Here is a 16,242-nt window from a genome sequence, read left to right as displayed (position 1 = left end):
GTATCCGCGAACACCAGAGACTTCGATGAACTTCACTTTCGACGCCCAGATCACCGCCGCCCTTTTCGACAAGACGCAGGCCGTGTTCGCCTTGGGTGACGGCTCGGTGCGGTTCGAGGACGGCACCCGCAACGAGGTGCATGACGGCGCGGTGCTTTGCGCCTGTGTCCACCCGTCGGGCGAGGGCATTGTCACCGGCGGCGATGACGGCAAGGTCGTCTGGAGCCGTGTGGGCGAGGCGGTGGTTCTGGCCGAGGGTAAGGGCTGGATCGACAGCATCGCCGCCAGCGCTGAATCCGGCCTGATCGCCTTTTCCTCGGGTCGCGTTCTGTCGGTGATCGACAGCAAGGACGCCGCCTTCCGTCGCGACTTCCAGCACGAGCGCACCGTCTCGGGCGTGGCCTTTGATCCCAAGGGCCGCCGCGTGGCGACCTCGACCTATAATGGCGCGTGGCTGTGGTACGCCCGTATCGAGCAGCAGCAGCCGGTCAAGCTGTCGTGGGCGGGCTCGCACCTGTCGGTCGGCTTCTCGCCGGACGGGGCCTTTATCGTTACCTCGATGCAGGACAACCAGCTGCACGGCTGGCGTCTGAAGGACCAGCGCAACATGCGGATGGGCGGCTATCCGGCCAAAATCAAATCCTTCTCCTTCCTGTCCAAGGGCCAGCTGATGGCCACCTCGGGCGCACAGGGCGTGGTGCTGTGGCCCTTCATCGGTGCCAATGGTCCGATGGGCCGCGAGGCGACCGAGATCGGCTATGACGAAAGCACGCTGGTGTCGCTGGTCGCTTCGACGCCGGATCAGGGCCGACTGGTAGCCGGTCTGGAAGATGGCCGCGTGTGGTGGGCCGATCCGGCGGGCCGTGGCCTCGATTTCATCAAGAAGGACAAGGGCGCACCGATCACCGCACTGGCCGTCAGCAAGGGGGCCGCGCGTATGGCGTGGGCTGACGAAGACGGCAACGCCGGCGTTCATTCGTTCTGAGGGGAGGGGATATGGCCAAGGGTAAGGTGCGTCGGCGCAGGCCGCTGCTGAAACTGTTCCTGTTCATTCTGGCCTTCCCCTTTCTACAGGTGGCGGTGCTGCGGTTCGTGCCCGCGCCGCCGACCATTCTGATGATCGAACAGGCGATTAAAGGTAACGGCCTCGACTACCGCTGGCGCTCGCTCGACAATCTGTCGCCCTATCTGGTGACGGCGGCCATCGCCGCCGAGGACGCCCGTTTCTGCTCGCACAACGGTTTCGACTTCGAGGCCATCCAGAAGGCGATGGAGGCCAATGAGCGGGCCGAAGCGCGTGGCTCGTCCAAGATGCGCGGCGGATCGACCATCACCCAGCAGACGGCCAAGAACGTCTTTCTGTGGCCGGGTCGTTCCTATGTCCGCAAGGGCTTGGAGGCCGGATACTCGGTCCTGATCGAGTTCGGCTGGGGCAAGAAGCGGATCATGGAGATGTATCTGAACGTCGCCGAGTTCGCGCCGGGCGTTTATGGGGCCGAGGCCGCCGCCCAGCACTGGTTCGGCAAGAGCGCCAAGTCGCTGTCGCGCCGCGAGGCCGCACGGCTGATCGCCGTCCTGCCCAGCCCCCGCCGCTATAACGCGGCGTCACCCGGTCCCTATGTCCGTCGCCGGACATCGCGCATCGAGGCCAACAGCGGCCATGTCCGCGATCAGGGCCTGAACCGGTGCGTGATCGGCAAATAGATCCACTGACAGTCGGAATAGAGCGGGTACCGACAGGCCATTAACCTTGGCTGTTGACCCTCTGTATTCCATTACCGTTGCAATATGCCCCGTTACGGTGGGGAAAAGCGCTTGGCGCGGGAGATACCAGATGATCCGGTTCCATGGTCGCATCATGCGCCTGTTGCGGAGCTTTGGGGGTGCACGTCAGGGGAATGTGGCCATGATGGCCGGCATTGCCTTGCCTGTACTTTTGATGATTTCGGCAGGCGCTATCGACCTGCACCACATGGCCAAGGTGAAGTCCGAGCTTCAGGACGCGCTGGACGCGGCCACCCTGGCGGCGGCGCGCTCCAACTATACCAGTGCGTCTGATGTCCAGCGGGTCGGCATGGCGTCGCTGCGCGCCAATATGCCGGATTATTTCAAAGACAATCCCGGTGATGTCGCGGATTTTTCCGTCGCCTCGAAGTACGAAGTGACCTCAACCGCAACGGTTCAGGTCAAGACGATCATCGCCAACGTCTTCCTGCCGCCCTATGGCAAGCTGTTCGACGACTACCTGCCCATGACGGCCACGTCACAGGTGCTGCGCGCATCGAAGAATGTGGAAGTGGCCATGGCGCTGGACATCACCGGCTCTATGAAAAACTTCATGGGCGACCTCCGGTCTGCCGCCAAGGAGCTGGTGAGTATCGTCGTGCAAGGCGACCAGACCCTCTATACGACGCGGGTTGCACTGGTTCCCTATGCGCGGGGCGTTAACGTCGGCACTTTCGCCGAAACTTTCCGCGGCCCTCTCAAGGGATCGACCACGATCACCGGAGCGACCTGGGCGGATGCTGCCAAGACGATTTCGGATTCGAAAAACGGCACCTTTACCGCGAACTCCCACAATCTGAAGGTTGGGGACACGGTCTATATTTATGGCTTCACGTCCAACTCGGGGGTCAACAAGACCGTCCATAAGGTCAGCGAGGTCCCGACGTCCAACACTTTCAAGCTGCAAGGCCTCTCGGGCTCCTATTCTGCAGCTTCAAACTCGACCCGCTATCTACGCAAATGCGTCGATTCCCAGTGCCGTATTCGGGTGACTTCGGCGGGGCATGGATTGATTGAGGGTGGACTGGTCGAAATATCCGGCGTTCAGGGGATGACCCAGCTGAACACCTATCACGCTGTCCAGATCATTGACGCCAATACCTTTGCGGTGGCGTTTAATCCGAACAGCCTGCCAGCCAACTATTCCAAGTCCGGTACTGTGCAGTGCGGTTGGGATGGCTGCCAGCAGCGGGTCTTCTACAACAAGGCCAACAGCCTCACGAAACTCCCGTCGACAAACTGCATCAGCGAGCGTCCGCGCGGAAATGGTAGCCCCACGGATCAGGCCCCCGGTTCCAATGCATGGCTGGGCCGGGCCTACCTGCCGAGCGGCTCCAGCTGCCAGCCGGGTCGCTATCTGCCTCTGACCAATGTCCTGACCGGCGCCGATGGTCTGAACACGGTGATCGACGGCTATCAGGCGGAAGGGGCAACGGCAGGCCAGACGGGTATCGAAATGGCCTGGTACACGATTTCGCCGAACTTCGGCTCGGTCCTGCCTACGGCCAGCCGCCCGAATGCCTTCAATCCTGCCGAGACCATCAAGGCCGTCATCCTGATGACGGACGGTGAGTTCAACACCCCCTATTGTGAAGGCGTGGTGTCAAAGGATGCCGGCTCGGGCTCGATCGACACGGACTATCAGATCAACTGCCCGTCCACGAACGGGGACGTGTTCACCCAGTCCGTCCAGATCTGCGAAGCCATGAAGAAGCAGGGCATCGTCGTCTATACGATCGGCTTCAATCTGGGCACGAGCCGCGGGAAGGCCGGTATCGATACGGCCTATGAAGTGATGGAGGCCTGTGCGACGGACTCGAAGGAGAATTTCTTCCCGGCGTCGACGGGGACCGACTTGAAGGAAGCCTTCAAACAGATCGGCCGCGACATCACCCGCCTGCGGATCGCCCGCTAAGGCCGATGGGGCTGGAATAGAAAAGGGGCCGGACGATTGCTCGTCCGGCCCCTTTATCGTTGTCGCTGTGGCGGCGCTTAGATCAGTTTGATCTCGCGCAGACGCTCGGTGAGGAAGTCCTCGGCCAGAATGGTCTTGCCGGCATAGCGGTCCGGATTTTCCGGGGTGATCGTCGACGGCAGGGTCTCGATCGGGAAGTCCGGATTGAAGTGCAGGAAGAACGGGGTCGAGTAGCGGGCGAAGCCGCGACGTTCCGGTGCCGGATTGACCACGCGGTGGGTGGTCGACGGCAGGACGTGGTTCACCAGACGCTGCAGCATGTCACCGATGTTGATGACCAGAGCGCCCGGAGGCGGTGCGATGTCCAGCCACTCGCCGTCGGCATCCTTGAGCTGCAGGCCAGCCTCTTCGGCACCCAGCAGCAGGGTGATGACGTTGATGTCTTCGTGGGCACCGGCGCGCACGCCTTCGGCATCGGCGGGGATCGGCGGATAGTGCAGCAGGCGCAGGACCGAGTTGCCCAGCTGGACCTTGTCCTCGAAGAAGTCGTCGTCCAGCTTCAGATAGCGGGCGATGGCCTTCAGGATGCGGCGGCCCAGCGCGTCCAGAGCCGAGTACATGCCATAGACATTGTCCTTGAAGGTCGGGATTTCGGTCGGCCATACGTTGTCACGCATGTACTTCTTGTACTCGTGACCTTCCGGCAGTTCGCGGCCGGTGTGCCAGAACTCCTTGAGGTCGCGGATGCTTGCGCCCTTGGCGGTTTCCACGCCGAACGGGGTCAGGCCGCGAGCGCCGCCGGTGCCGGGGATGTGGTATTGGCGCTTGGTTTCCTCGTCGAGGGCAAAGAAGGCCTTGGCATCGGCGATGGCGGCGTCGATCACCGCTTGGTCCAGACCGTGGTCCGCGACGACGGCAAAGCCGTAGCGGGCGAACGACGCGCCCAGCTCATCTGCGAAGCCTTGGAAGTCACTGTCGTAACGGGTCATCGACACCGGCACGATGGCCTTTTTCTTTTGGCCCTCGGCGGCCACGGCGGTGATGGTGGAGGTCACTTGATTACTGCCTCAAGTTGGTGGGTCTGGGAAACTTTCTACCTTGTACCGATAAATAATGGCAGCGGCTGGCCCATAAACAGGGCTTTTCGTTCTGCTTTCGTCTATCAATACCGTCGATTGTGGTTCGCGGGATACAGAAAGCCGACCGTCAAGGGGGGAATCCTGCCCCTTGAAGCCAGCTTGTTGTAATGCCGACAATAACCGCAGCTTCTATTACAGCGCTGCGGTCTGCAGGACCTTGATCCGGATCAATCAGCCTGCGGAATGTTCGAGCCAATCCGGCGCAGGTGGCGGCAGATACGCGTCTCGTTGTCGAACCGTTCCCACAGTGAGGCATTGCCCGACTGGACCATCTGGCAGTTCACTTCGACCTTGTCCGGCGTCCAGCAGATGGCGGTCACGCGGTCATAGCTCTGTCCGGTGGTCATACAGTCCAGCGTCTTGCCGCGGACCAAGCGGGTCAGGGCCGCCGTCGACTGGGCTGCGCTGGCCTTCGAGCAGGGATGACCCGGACTGCAGGTCTCGTCCCGCTCGCGCGCGGAAATGGCGTGCAGCCTCACCCGCGTCCCGTCCTTGCAGCGCAGGGTGTCGCCGTCATTGACGTAATCCACCACACAGCGGAAATCCGCCTCAGCCGCCGCCTGCTCGACGCTGGGCGGGAAGACCGAGGGCAGGGCGGTAGTGGCCATGCTCGATGCGGTCTGCTCGACCTTGTTGCGGTCTTCGGGCTTCAGGATGAAGAAGATCGCCACCGCCGCCGCGACCAGCACGCACCAGACCAAGATCAGACCCAGCGGACTGTCGGATGCGGGTTTGGGCGGGGAATAGCGTGGGCGCATCAGCAAAGCCTCGCCTGAGTCGGACCTGCGGTCACCTGCGCGGAGCCTCAACGAGGCTAGGCCAGATATGGAAAACCCCTCGCCGCGTTCACGACGAGGGGTTCATGGTGGAGCTAAGCGGAGTCGAACCGCTGACCTCTTGAATGCCATTCAAGCGCTCTACCAACTGAGCTATAGCCCCGGACCTTTTGGGTCTGGATGGAGGCGACCTTTGGAAAAAGGGGCTTCCATAAAATGGAAAACCCCTCGCCGCGTTCACGACGAGGGGTTTGTGGTGGAGCTAAGCGGAGTCGAACCGCTGACCTCTTGAATGCCATTCAAGCGCTCTACCAACTGAGCTATAGCCCCGAACCTTGCGGTCGGTCCCGACGGGGCTGTGGGCCCCGTCGAGGTGGCGGAAACTAGGGAAGTCCGACCGGAAGGTCAAGCGGTTCTGAAAACTTTTTTCCGCTTTGTTTTCAGAACCTTGGTTTTACTCGTCGTCGAGCGACGGCTTGGTCAGTTCTTCGTCCAGATCATCGTCGTCTTCGTCTTCGATGAACGGCACGGAGTCGTCATCGTCGTCGAGAACGTCGTCGTCACCGTCGGTGGTGCCCAGACCAGCGTCGTCGGCAACCGGATCGGCGTCATCGTCGTCGTCCGGGGTCAGGATCGGCTCGTGGCCTTCCTGATCGATTTCCGGCGTCGCTTCGACGTCATCTTCTTCTTCGTCACCGTCGACCGACTTGTCGGCGACTTGATCTTCGGTGTCCTCGTCGTCAGCGGCATAGCCGGCACCACGGCGGACGCGACGGCTCTTCAGAGCCTCTTCCATCGGGTCGAACTCGGTCTCGCACTTCGGGCAGCGCGCCGGGCGACGGTTCAGGTCGTAGAATTTGGCCTGGCAGTTCGGGCAGAGCTGCTTTTGGCCCAGTTCAGGATTAGCCACGGATTAAACCTTCGGCGGGAGTTGAGTGGATACTCGGGAAATCGGGCGGCTCCCTTGCCACCCGAAACGGCCACTGTCAAAAGCCTTATGTGGCGCGACTGCGTCCCGTTTTCCAGATATTATCGGAGCCAAGTAGTCGGGTGACTGTTTCACAGACGTTTTCTGCCTCTGCCTGCGGCCCTTTGAAGGGCTTGGTCAAGGCCCCCGGCGACAAGTCAATCTCCCATAGAAGTCTGATCTTTGGCGGTATGGCCGAGGGTGTGACCGAGATTGATGGCCTGTTGGAAGGTGACGATATTTTATCGACCGCCCGCGCCATGGCGGCGCTGGGGGCCAAGGTCGAGAAACTTGACCAAGGTCGATGGAAGGTCACGGGCAAGGGCCGTCTGCAGTCGCCCGAAGATCTGATCGATTGCGGCAATGCGGGCACCGGCGTGCGCCTGTTGATGGGGGCCGTGTCGGGCTATCCGCTGACGGCGACCTTTGATGGCGATGTGTCGCTGCGAAAGCGTCCAATGAAGCGCGTGACCGGACCTCTGGCCCAGATGGGCGCGGGCTTTGACTGGAAAAAGGAAGAGGACCGGCTGCCGGTAAAGGTGACCGGCGGCAACCTGTCGGCGATCGACTATACCCAGAGCGTAGCCTCGGCCCAGATCAAGTCGGCCATCCTGCTGGCCGCGCTGAATGCCGAGGGCACCACCCGCGTGACCGAGCCGGAAAAGAGCCGCGATCATACCGAGCGCATGCTGACGGCCTTCGGGGCCAAGGTCGATGTGCAGGAAGTGGGCGAGGGCTGGGTGATCTCGCTGGAAGGCGGGCAGTCGTTGAAGGGGACGACAGTATCCGTGCCCGGTGATCCGTCGTCTGCGGCCTTCCCTCTGGCTGCGGCCCTGATCGTGCCGGGCTCCGAGGTGACGGTCGAGGGCGTGATGCTCAATCCGCTGCGAACCGGCCTGTTTGATACGTGGATCGAAATGGGCGCGGACCTGACGATTTCGAACCGCCGCACCTCGGGCGGCGAGGAGATCGGCGACATCACGGCCCGCTACTCCAAGCTCAAGGGCGTCGTGGTGCCGGAAATGCGCGCTGCTGCCATGATCGATGAGTATCCGATCCTTGCCGCCACCGCCGCTTTTGCCGACGGCCAGACGGTGATGCGCGGCATCGGCGAGATGCGGGTGAAGGAAAGCGACCGTATCGCCCTGATGACGGCGGGCCTTAAGGCCTGCGGTGTCGAGGTCGAGGAAGAGCCCGAGGGCTTCATCGTCACCGGTGGTCCGGTCAAGGGCGGTGCGACGGTCGAGACCGCCCACGATCACCGCATTGCCATGAGCCATTTGGTGCTGGGGCTGGCGTCGGAACATCCGGTGTCGGTGCTAGATCCGGAGATGATCGCCACCTCCTTCCCCGGCTTCGTCAGCTTGATGAACGGGCTGGGCGCGAAGATCGCATGAAGTCGCCGCTGCCAAACATCCCGTCCCATGTGGTCATGGCCCAGATGATGGCGGGATTTTTGGTGCTGGCGGGCTTCTTCTTCGTGCGGGCGAAGTTCAGCTGGATGGGTGGCAGCATGCCTGCACGTTCGGGCGCAATCCTCAGATCCGAAAGCCCCGAACTGTTCGCGAAACTTCTGGGCCAGACGATGTGGTTCGGCGTCGCCATGCTGGGCGCGGCGGCGGTATGCGGCCTGATTTCGCGTCATCTGAAGCCGAAACCGTGAGCGGGCGCGTGAAACGGGTTCTGGGACGTCTCAAGGATTGCCTCGCTACGGCCTTTCTGTTTTGGCTGACGTGGGTGTGTGCCAGCGGTTTGTGGGACAGTATCGAGCTTGGGTATTTCAAAGGCCGATACAGTCGTGGCCTATACCTTAGCGACAACCCTATTGCCTTTTGGTTCTGGAGCGGCTTTTTCGGGCTCGGAACAATCCTCGTGGGTGGCATGGCCGTTTTCTGCCTCTGGGTCGCCTGCGTTAATCTCACCAGAAAGTAGAGCCCTGTCACAGTCTCTCGTTATCGCCGTTGATGGACCTGCCGCTTCGGGCAAGGGCACCATCGCCTCGCGTCTGGCCGCCCACTATGGCCTGCCGTATCTCGACACGGGGCTGCTGTACCGTGCCGTCGGTATGGGCGTGCTGGCCAAGGGCGGCGATCTGGACAACGAGGCAGGGGCCGCACAGGTGGCACGCAATCTGGACGCCAGCGGTCTGTCGGATGACGCCAGCCTGACGACGGGCGAGGCCGGCGAGGCCGCCAGCCGCGTTGCCAGCCATCCGGCGGTGCGCGCGGCCCTGTTGAAGCTGCAACGCGACTTTGCCGCGCAAGAGGGCGGGGCGGTTCTGGACGGACGCGACATCGGCACCGTCATCATGCCCGACGCCCCCGCGAAACTGTTTGTGACAGCCTCTGCCGAAGTGCGGGCCGAGCGCCGCTGGAAACAGCTAACCGCCCGCGGCATCCAGATTTCCTATGAGGATATGCTGGCCGATATCCGCAAACGCGACGCCCGCGACGCCGGTCGCGATTCCGCGCCCATGGTCCAAGCGGACGACGCTATCTTGCTGGATACGACTGATATGGGTATAGAAGCGGCCTTCGATGCGGCCCGCCGCATTGTCGAGACAGCGCGCGCAAAGCACGGTCTCTGATCACCAAGGCCTGGATGTCGAGGACGTCTCCGCCTGATCGGAACGATTGTTCTTTGTAATTTCAACGCACTGATCGTCGGCAGCCGTGGGCGTTACGGGTTTGAGTTTAAAGCCGCCTTGGCGTGCGCCCCGTATCGTCCAACCTACCGAAAATCCGAATTCACCCCCTTCGCGCAGGGCGGTCTGGTCATCTGGCCATTCTGTTTCTGGGCAAAGACCCTTCCATCAACCCCAAGAGTCATATGACCGAAACCCTTAACCCCACCCGCGATGATTTCGCCGCTCTGCTCGACGAACAACTGCAAGGCCGCGACCTTGGCGAAGGCCAAGTCGTTCACGGTCGCGTTGTCGGCATCGAAAAAGACATCGTCATCATCGACGTCGGCCTGAAGACCGAAGGCCGTATCGCCATGCGCGAATTCGGCCAAGGCGAAGGCGCTGTCCTGCCGAAGGTCGGCGACAACGTCGAAGTTTACCTGGAGCGCGTCGAGAACGCGATGGGTGAAGCCGTCATCAGCCGCGACAAGGCTCGCCGCGAAGAAGCCTGGACCCGTCTGGAAGCCGTCTTCGCCGAAGGCCAGCCGGTCAACGGTGCTATCGTCGGCCGCGTCAAGGGTGGTTTCACCGTCGATCTGGGCGGTGCTTCGGCCTTCCTGCCGGGTTCGCAAGTGGACATCCGTCCGGTTCGCGACGTCACCCCGCTGATGGGCAAGGAACAACCGTTCGCCATCCTGAAGATGGACCGTCCGCGCGGCAACATCGTTGTTTCGCGTCGTGCGATCCTGGAAGAAGCCCGTGCTGAACAGCGCACCGAGCTGGTCGGTCAGCTGGCCGAGGGTGAAATCCGCGAGGGCGTCGTCAAGAACATCACCGACTACGGTGCGTTCGTTGACCTGGGCGGCATCGACGGCCTGCTGCACGTCACCGACATGTCGTGGAAGCGCGTGTCGCACCCGTCGCAAGTTCTGGCTGTTGGCGACACCGTCAAGGTCCAGATCGTCAAGATCAACCCGGACACCCAACGTATCTCGCTGGGCATGAAGCAACTGCAGTCGGACCCGTGGGACGGCGTGGAAGCCAAGTATCCGGTTGGCGCCAAGTACACCGGCCGCATCACCAACATCACTGACTACGGCGCATTCGTTGAGCTGGAAGCCGGTGTTGAAGGTCTGGTCCACGTTTCGGAAATGTCCTGGACCAAGAAGAACGTCCACCCGGGCAAGATCGTCTCCACCTCGCAAGAAGTGGACGTCATCGTTCTGGACGTCGACAGCGCCAAGCGTCGTATCTCGCTGGGCCTGAAGCAAGCTCAAGCCAACCCGTGGGAAGCCTTCCTGGACGCTCACCCGGTCGGTTCGACCGTCGAGGGCGAAGTCAAGAACGCTACCGAGTTCGGCCTGTTCATCGGCCTGGACAACGACATCGACGGCATGGTCCACCTGTCGGACCTGGACTGGAACGTGTCGGGCGAAGAAGCCATCCAACGCTACCGCAAGGGCGAGGTCATCAAGGCCAAGGTCCTCGACGTTGACGTTGAGAAGGAACGCGTCTCGCTGGGCGTCAAGCAACTGGGCGCTGACCCGATGGAAGGCGACGTCTACAAGCGTGGCCAGCAAGTGACCGTCACGGTCACCGCCATTGAAACCGGCGGCATCGAAGTCAAGTTCGGTGAAGAAGACGCTCCGGTCACCGCCTTCATCCGCAAGTCGGACCTGTCGCGCGACCGCAACGAGCAACGTCCGGAACGCTTCAACGTGGGTGACCGCGTCGACGCCATGATCACCACCGTCGACAAGGCTACCCGCCGCGTCTCGGTCTCGATCAAGGCTCTGGAAATGAAGGACGAACAAGAAGCCATCGAGCAATTCGGTTCGTCGGACTCGGGCGCTTCGCTCGGCGACATCCTGGGCGCCGCTCTGAAGAACGCTTCGAAGGACTAATCCTTCAAGTGGCCTGAGCTATGGCCCCCTGGGGCTGTAGTCCAAAGATTGGGGTGATCGGAGAAATCCGGTCACCCTTTTCTTTTGCCTGCGGCCAAATGTCTAAAACGGAGGTTAATCGCAGAAAATCGTTATCCGAGATGCGAATTACCTCTTTCTTCCAAGGTCATCAGGTGTTTAGGTGTGCATCCGGTAATGGCGATAACGCCAAAGCAGCACGGGCGGGGGCCTTGAATGATCAAGTCCGAACTGATCGAAAAGCTTGCAGCGGAAAACCTGCACCTCACGCACGCCGAGGTGGAGCGGGTGGTCAATGTCATCCTTGGTCAAATGACCAACGCCTTGTCGGAAGGTGGCCGGGTCGAGCTTCGTGGCTTCGGTGCCTTTTCGGTCCGCAGCCGTCCGGCACGATCGGGTCGCAACCCCCGTACAGGCGAAACCGTCGAAGTGCCGGCCAAGGCCGTACCCTTCTTCAAGAGCGGTAAAGAGCTTCGCCTGCGCCTGAATGCTTCCGGTGATGCCTGAACCCTTCTAAGGGGTTCTGCGTTTGCACTCACCGGCGCAGTTGATCCTGCGCACCCCTAGGAGAAATTCATGAGCCTGGTTGGCGAATTTAAAGAGTTTATCGCGCGTGGGAACGTTGTCGATCTGGCTGTCGGTGTGGTCATCGGCGGTGCCTTCGGCAAGATCGTTACCAGCCTTGTCGATCAGGTGATCATGCCGCCCATCGGCTGGCTGATCGGGGGCGTGGACTTCGCGGCGCTGAAATACACTCTTCCGGTCAATCCGGCGAACCCGACCGGCGATCCGGCTGTGATCGAATACGGTGCCTTCATCAACACCTGCATCCAGTTCCTGATCGTTGCCTTTGTGATCTTCATGCTGGTCAAGGGCGTGAACCGCCTGCGCCGCGCCCGGGTCGAGGAGGCGGCTGCAGAGCCCACCGCGACCGAGGCTCTGCTGGCCGAGATCCGCGACGAGCTGAAGAAGCGTCCCTGATCGCCGGATCGGATAACAAAAAGGCCGCTGGAGCGATCCAGCGGCCTTTTTTGTTTCGGCTTTGGGCCTCTTAGTTCGAGGCGTTTTCCCACGAGGGCGGGCAGCCGTTGAAATCGCCAGCGTCCACAATGGTCAGGGTCTTCATGTTCAGCGGCATCGCCGGACGCATCGAGCCGCGGCCATGGCCGGTATAGAGGTCGATCTTGGCACCGCGGATCGCGCCGCCCGTATCCGACGCATACCAGTAACCGTCGTGAACCGTGCCGTCTGCGAGGCGCAGGCCAACGGTTTCACGGATGAAAAGGCGGGTACGGCGCGGGATCACGCGGGGGTCGGTTGCGACAGTGCGCATCGGAACCGGACGGCATCCCAGCGAGTCGTTGCCGGTCGCACCACCACCACCCGCGTGATAGAGGCGGGCCGAGGCGCGCCAGTCGGGATCGGATTCCATGTGCAGCTTCTGCTCGTCGGTCAGGGACGTCTCGACGGCTTCGGTTGCCGCGGCTTCGGCAGCTTGTTCAACCACTTCGCGCTCTTGCGCGACGGCGGTTTCGTAGGGGACGGGTTCACCGGTACCGGAGAACGAGAGAGCCCACAGGGCAGCCAAGGCGGCAACCGCATTCAACATGGAAGCATCATTAGGCAGCACCGACACCATTACCCCGTCGGCAGCGGGGCTTTTGCCAAGAGAATGTGGCAAAAAAGTGTTACATGAGATTAGCCTTCGGTCGATGGCCGGAAATGGCGGAATTGCGACAGCAACACCATAGGTTGCGACAGAATATGATAAGCTGACGAATATAGTATTAATTGCGACTGCTTATTTCTCTGTTATTTGTTAGCGAGCAATTTTTGCTGATCACGCCGCTGTGAATGCTTTATTTTCAAGTTTTGACGATTTTAATCTCTTTATTCGCCCCGTAAGGGTTTCTTTAACTGCCTTAAAAGTCGATGGAATTGGCGCATTTAGGTGGGGCGGCTGTGGCGGCTTGGCGCTGAATGGGGTAGATCGGCACACGATTTCACCCTTTCCACGGGAATGCGCCATGAAGCGATCCGCCAAACGACTGATGATCTCTGCCGCCGCCTTTGCGCTGCTGGCGATTCCTGCCTCGCAGGTGATTGCATGGGGCTCGTCGGGGCACCGGGTTATCGGTGTGGTCGGCATGCAGAGCCTGCCGGACACCCTGCCGGCCTTCCTGCGCACGCCGGGTGCGGCATCGGACGTGGGTGAATACTCGCGCGAGCCGGACCGTTGGAAGAATGGTGGGCAGCCGCACGACCGCGAACGCGACACCGCCCACTTCATCGATATGGATGATGAAGGCCGCGTGATTGACGCCCGTGGCATGTCGCTGGATGCCCTGCCGCGCCTGAAGTCGGAATATGACGCCGCCCTGACCCGCGCGGGTCTGGACGTGGATGACGCAGGCTATCTGCCCTATGCCATCATGGATGCGTGGCAGAACCTTGAGCGCGACTTCGCCTATTGGCGCGTGCTGAATGCCGCCGAAGCCCGTGAAACCGATCTGGCCAAGCGTGAATGGTACCGTGCCGACCGCCTGCGCCGCGAACAGCTGATCCTGCGCGACATTGGCCAGCTCAGCCACTATCTGGGCGACGCTTCCCAGCCGCACCACACCACCATCCATTTCAATGGCTGGGCCGGTGCTACCAATCCTGAAGGCTTCACCACTTCGCGCCGCACCCACGGCACGTTCGAAGGGGCCTATGCCTCGCGCGCCCTCAATCCGGTCGCCATGCGCAGTGCCATGGCCCCGTTGAATGTCGAGGGTTTCGACGTGAAGGCCCGCACCGTCTCGCTGCTGAACGGCACGCTGTCGACGGTCATCCCCTTCTACCGTCTGGAGAAGGATGGGGCGTTCAAGGATGCAGACCCGCGTGGTGCCCAATTCCTGAATGAACGCCTGACCGCCGGTGCCCAAAATCTGCGCGACTTCACCGTCGCGGCATGGAACGCTTCTGCGAGCTCGTCGGTCGGCTGGCCCGCCGTCAAGGTGGCCGAGGTCGAGGCCGGAACCAGCGATCCGTGGGCAGCCATGGTCGGCGAAGACTAAAAACTTACCGCTATTGGTCGCAATGGGCCGCTCCTGCCTTCGCAGGGGCGGCCTTCGCGTTTAAGGAAGCGCACATGCGCGAACTTACCCCTCCCGTCGTCATCCTCGACCGTTCCCAGCTGGCCGACAACATCGGCTCGGTCGCCCGCGTCATGGCCAATTTCGGCCTGTCGGAGCTGCGTCTGGTCAATCCGCGCGATGGCTGGCCGCAGGAGCGCGCCTGGGCCACGGCGTCCGGCGCGGACTGGGTACTGGAAGGCGTAAAGGTGTTCGACACTGTCGCTGACGCCATCCACGACCTGAACGTGGTGTTCGCCACCACCGCCCGCCCGCGCGAGACGCGGCAGCCCGTGCGGACCCCGCGCGAGAGTGCCCGCATCCTCTATGACGAGACGGCGGCGGGCCTGAAATGCGGGCTTCTGTTCGGGGGTGAGCGCGCGGGGCTGGAGACGACCGATATCGCCCTGTGCGCCGGTATCACCACCATTCCGATCGATCCGCGTCACCACTCGCTCAATCTGGCGCAGGCGGTGGCCATCAACGCCTATGAGTGGCGCACCCTGATCCTCGATGCCCCGCCGCCGCGTTTCCGCGAGATCGATCCGCCGGCTTCCAACGACCTGCTGATCGGCATGTACGAGCATCTGGAGACGGAACTTGAGAACGGCGGCTTCTTCCACCCGCCGGAGAAGAAACGTTCCATGAGCCAGAACCTGCGCGTCATGCTGGGCCGCGCCCAGTTCAGCGAGCAGGAAGTCGCCACCTTCCGTGGTGTGATCCACGCCTTGGCCAAGGGCCGTGGCCGCGTGCTGGCCAAGATGGCCGCCAAGGCCGCCGAAGAGGCCGCGAAGAAAGAGGGCTGATCCGCTCCTAGCGGAAGCTCGGCAGATGGAGCGCCTCGGCGAGGCGTTCCAGCCCGGTGGTCGGCACTTCGGTCGACCACAGCTTGTCCGACACCGCGCGCTCAAAGCCTTCGTTGAACAGGGCTTCCATGGCGGCGGTGTCAAAGTTCAGCAGGTTATTGGCGCGGATCTCGCTCGGGATGGATGCGGTTTTGAGCGGTATGCCCTGCGCCGTGCACAGGGTCGTGGCCGTGATTAGCGACTGGCGATAGGAAAACCGCAGCATGGCCTCGAAGCTGCGCGTCATTACGGCGGGCAGGTTGGGGGCCACGGGGCGCGGTGCCGGATCGAGCATGGTGTTGACGATCACATGCACCCGCCCGCCTTTCAGCCGCTTGCCCAGCTTGTTCCAGCGCAATAGCCCGTCGGGCATGATGAACAGCGGGGCCGAGACACCGCCGTCCACATGCATCTCCTCGAAAATGCAGCCCTCATATTCGGTGGTGATCCGGTGCGGGCTGAAGATGCCCGGCAGGCTGGCCGAGGCGACCAGAACCTCGCGGAACAGTTTCAGCGCCGCCTCGCCACCATGGCTGGCGATGGCACCCATGTCCCAGATGCAGCAGGCCTGATGGTCCAGATCGGTGGTGGCCACCAAAAGCCTTCGCCCGCGCGCGTGCTGCTGCGCCACCGCATCGATCAGATCGGCATCGACAAATGGCTCGACCAGACTGTGCAGGGCATCCGATTTAAGAAGCCCGCCGCTGAACATGGGGGCCAGACGGCGCGGGCTTAGCAACTGCCTTGCATGGCCGCCGGTATAGGCGTGCTTGAGCTTGCCGTCCCATTCAGGGCCGAGAAAGGCCAAGGGCGCGATCAGGGCACCGGTGCTGACCCCTGTGACAAGGGCGAACTCGGGACGGGTTCCGGTCTGCGTCCAGCCCGTCAACGCGCCCGCGCCATAGGCTCCGCCCGCCGCCCCGCCTGAAAGGGCGAGGATGTCGAACCGTCCGGACGTCCAGCCCGAACGGGGCAGGGACAGACGGTCCGCCGCCAACGCCAGCGAGGTTTCCGCCGCCGAGACCGTCAGTCTTATGTCCTTGAAACCCTTGACCTCGGCATGGGCCACAGGGGCGCAGGGCAGGCGACGCCCGCGACGTGAACGGACAGGCTGGGCAGGCTGCGGCAGATCACTCATGTCCGCAGCCTTGCCC

The 16,242-nt window shown here is 62.1% G+C and carries 16 protein-coding genes and 2 tRNA genes; 11 read left to right on the top strand and 7 right to left on the bottom strand.

Going from position 1 to position 16,242, the window contains the following annotated elements; genetic code table 11:
- The first annotated feature begins 25 nt into the window (after nucleotides 1-25).
- The 3 genes from Q0Y42_RS03425 (at nucleotide 26) to Q0Y42_RS03415 (ending at nucleotide 3,700) form a co-directional block, all read left to right on the top strand.
- Nucleotides 26-985, top strand: coding sequence for a WD40 repeat domain-containing protein (locus tag Q0Y42_RS03425; RefSeq protein WP_297800199.1), 960 nt, complete (start codon nucleotides 26-28; stop codon nucleotides 983-985).
- Between the two features lie 11 nt (nucleotides 986-996).
- Nucleotides 997-1,704: a monofunctional biosynthetic peptidoglycan transglycosylase gene (gene mtgA, locus Q0Y42_RS03420; protein WP_297800197.1), complete on the top strand. Its 708-nt coding sequence runs from the start codon at nucleotides 997-999 to the stop codon at nucleotides 1,702-1,704.
- A 130-nt stretch (nucleotides 1,705-1,834) separates the two neighbouring features.
- Nucleotides 1,835-3,700, top strand: a complete 1,866-nt coding sequence (locus Q0Y42_RS03415; RefSeq protein ID WP_297800195.1) for a pilus assembly protein TadG-related protein — start codon at nucleotides 1,835-1,837, stop codon at nucleotides 3,698-3,700.
- Nucleotides 3,701-3,777: 77 nt separating this feature from the next.
- Here the strand turns inward: Q0Y42_RS03415 and Q0Y42_RS03410 are convergent, their stop codons facing one another.
- From Q0Y42_RS03410 to Q0Y42_RS03390, 5 genes are all read right to left on the bottom strand, one after another.
- Complete coding sequence (locus Q0Y42_RS03410; protein WP_297800238.1) at nucleotides 3,778-4,689, bottom strand: 2-oxoglutarate and iron-dependent oxygenase domain-containing protein; 912 nt, start codon at nucleotides 4,687-4,689, stop codon at nucleotides 3,778-3,780.
- Between the two features lie 317 nt (nucleotides 4,690-5,006).
- Nucleotides 5,007-5,597 (bottom strand): thermonuclease family protein, encoded by a 591-nt coding sequence (locus tag Q0Y42_RS03405; protein WP_297800193.1) that lies wholly within the window; start codon nucleotides 5,595-5,597, stop codon nucleotides 5,007-5,009.
- Between the two features lie 105 nt (nucleotides 5,598-5,702).
- Nucleotides 5,703-5,778, bottom strand: a tRNA-Ala gene (locus Q0Y42_RS03400).
- A 91-nt stretch (nucleotides 5,779-5,869) separates the two neighbouring features.
- A tRNA-Ala gene (locus tag Q0Y42_RS03395) sits at nucleotides 5,870-5,945 on the bottom strand.
- Nucleotides 5,946-6,069: 124 nt separating this feature from the next.
- The gene (locus Q0Y42_RS03390) at nucleotides 6,070-6,525 is read right to left on the bottom strand and encodes a TIGR02300 family protein (RefSeq protein ID WP_297800191.1); all 456 of its coding nucleotides are present in this window, start codon (nucleotides 6,523-6,525) and stop codon (nucleotides 6,070-6,072) included.
- A gap of 140 nt (nucleotides 6,526-6,665) precedes the next feature.
- On the opposite strand from Q0Y42_RS03390, the gene aroA reads away from it, so the two are divergent.
- The 6 genes from aroA to mscL all read left to right on the top strand — a co-directional run bounded on the left by aroA (nucleotide 6,666) and on the right by mscL (nucleotide 12,108).
- Nucleotides 6,666-7,979: a 3-phosphoshikimate 1-carboxyvinyltransferase gene (aroA, locus tag Q0Y42_RS03385; RefSeq protein ID WP_297800189.1), complete on the top strand. Its 1,314-nt coding sequence runs from the start codon at nucleotides 6,666-6,668 to the stop codon at nucleotides 7,977-7,979.
- Nucleotides 7,976-8,245: a hypothetical protein gene (locus tag Q0Y42_RS03380; protein ID WP_297800187.1), complete on the top strand. Its 270-nt coding sequence runs from the start codon at nucleotides 7,976-7,978 to the stop codon at nucleotides 8,243-8,245. Before aroA ends, Q0Y42_RS03380 begins: the two co-directional genes overlap by 4 nt.
- 273 nt (nucleotides 8,246-8,518) lie before the next feature.
- Nucleotides 8,519-9,169 carry a (d)CMP kinase gene (gene cmk, locus Q0Y42_RS03375; protein ID WP_297800236.1) on the top strand — a complete coding sequence of 217 codons (651 nt, stop codon included), beginning with the start codon at nucleotides 8,519-8,521 and terminating at the stop codon, nucleotides 9,167-9,169.
- Between the two features lie 242 nt (nucleotides 9,170-9,411).
- Complete coding sequence (gene rpsA / locus Q0Y42_RS03370) at nucleotides 9,412-11,109, top strand: 30S ribosomal protein S1 (RefSeq protein ID WP_297800185.1); 1,698 nt, start codon at nucleotides 9,412-9,414, stop codon at nucleotides 11,107-11,109.
- Nucleotides 11,110-11,343: 234 nt separating this feature from the next.
- On the top strand, nucleotides 11,344-11,634 hold the full coding sequence (locus Q0Y42_RS03365; protein ID WP_292051589.1) for an integration host factor subunit beta: 291 nt from the start codon (nucleotides 11,344-11,346) through the stop codon (nucleotides 11,632-11,634).
- Between the two features lie 69 nt (nucleotides 11,635-11,703).
- Nucleotides 11,704-12,108, top strand: a complete 405-nt coding sequence (gene mscL / locus Q0Y42_RS03360) for a large-conductance mechanosensitive channel protein MscL (RefSeq protein WP_297800183.1) — start codon at nucleotides 11,704-11,706, stop codon at nucleotides 12,106-12,108.
- Nucleotides 12,109-12,178: 70 nt separating this feature from the next.
- On the opposite strand, the gene Q0Y42_RS03355 is transcribed toward mscL, so the two are convergent.
- On the bottom strand, nucleotides 12,179-12,736 hold the full coding sequence (locus tag Q0Y42_RS03355; RefSeq protein WP_297800182.1) for a 3D domain-containing protein: 558 nt from the start codon (nucleotides 12,734-12,736) through the stop codon (nucleotides 12,179-12,181).
- Nucleotides 12,737-13,154: 418 nt separating this feature from the next.
- On the opposite strand from Q0Y42_RS03355, the gene Q0Y42_RS03350 reads away from it, so the two are divergent.
- The gene (locus Q0Y42_RS03350; RefSeq protein ID WP_297800180.1) at nucleotides 13,155-14,186 is read left to right on the top strand and encodes a S1/P1 Nuclease; all 1,032 of its coding nucleotides are present in this window, start codon (nucleotides 13,155-13,157) and stop codon (nucleotides 14,184-14,186) included.
- Nucleotides 14,187-14,260: 74 nt separating this feature from the next.
- A complete protein-coding gene (locus tag Q0Y42_RS03345) occupies nucleotides 14,261-15,049 on the top strand; it encodes an RNA methyltransferase (RefSeq protein ID WP_297800178.1) in 789 nt (262 codons plus the stop codon).
- A gap of 7 nt (nucleotides 15,050-15,056) precedes the next feature.
- On the opposite strand, the gene Q0Y42_RS03340 is transcribed toward Q0Y42_RS03345, so the two are convergent.
- Nucleotides 15,057-16,226 carry a patatin-like phospholipase family protein gene (locus Q0Y42_RS03340; protein ID WP_297800176.1) on the bottom strand — a complete coding sequence of 390 codons (1,170 nt, stop codon included), beginning with the start codon at nucleotides 16,224-16,226 and terminating at the stop codon, nucleotides 15,057-15,059.
- Nucleotides 16,227-16,242 lie beyond the last annotated feature (16 nt).

Source organism: uncultured Brevundimonas sp. (assembly GCF_947305955.1).
Classification (GTDB): Bacteria; Pseudomonadota; Alphaproteobacteria; order Caulobacterales; family Caulobacteraceae; genus Brevundimonas.
The sequence above is the reverse complement of the archived record's forward strand: the minus strand, read 5'-3'. Positions and strand labels throughout refer to the sequence as shown.

Coding starts and splice junctions, on each gene's coding strand:
- Q0Y42_RS03340 (WP_297800176.1), bottom strand. CDS start 16,226: ATGAGTGATCTGCCGCAGCCTGCCCAGCCTGTCCGTTCACGTCGCGGG.
- Q0Y42_RS03350 (WP_297800180.1), top strand. CDS start 13,155: ATGAAGCGATCCGCCAAACGACTGATGATCTCTGCCGCCGCCTTTGCG.
- Q0Y42_RS03380 (WP_297800187.1), top strand. CDS start 7,976: ATGAAGTCGCCGCTGCCAAACATCCCGTCCCATGTGGTCATGGCCCAG.
- rpsA (WP_297800185.1), top strand. CDS start 9,412: ATGACCGAAACCCTTAACCCCACCCGCGATGATTTCGCCGCTCTGCTC.
- Q0Y42_RS03410 (WP_297800238.1), bottom strand. CDS start 4,689: ATGACCCGTTACGACAGTGACTTCCAAGGCTTCGCAGATGAGCTGGGC.
- Q0Y42_RS03405 (WP_297800193.1), bottom strand. CDS start 5,597: ATGCGCCCACGCTATTCCCCGCCCAAACCCGCATCCGACAGTCCGCTG.
- Q0Y42_RS03365 (WP_292051589.1), top strand. CDS start 11,344: ATGATCAAGTCCGAACTGATCGAAAAGCTTGCAGCGGAAAACCTGCAC.
- mscL (WP_297800183.1), top strand. CDS start 11,704: ATGAGCCTGGTTGGCGAATTTAAAGAGTTTATCGCGCGTGGGAACGTT.
- Q0Y42_RS03355 (WP_297800182.1), bottom strand. CDS start 12,736: ATGTTGAATGCGGTTGCCGCCTTGGCTGCCCTGTGGGCTCTCTCGTTC.
- Q0Y42_RS03345 (WP_297800178.1), top strand. CDS start 14,261: ATGCGCGAACTTACCCCTCCCGTCGTCATCCTCGACCGTTCCCAGCTG.
- Q0Y42_RS03415 (WP_297800195.1), top strand. CDS start 1,835: ATGATCCGGTTCCATGGTCGCATCATGCGCCTGTTGCGGAGCTTTGGG.
- Q0Y42_RS03425 (WP_297800199.1), top strand. CDS start 26: ATGAACTTCACTTTCGACGCCCAGATCACCGCCGCCCTTTTCGACAAG.
- mtgA (WP_297800197.1), top strand. CDS start 997: ATGGCCAAGGGTAAGGTGCGTCGGCGCAGGCCGCTGCTGAAACTGTTC.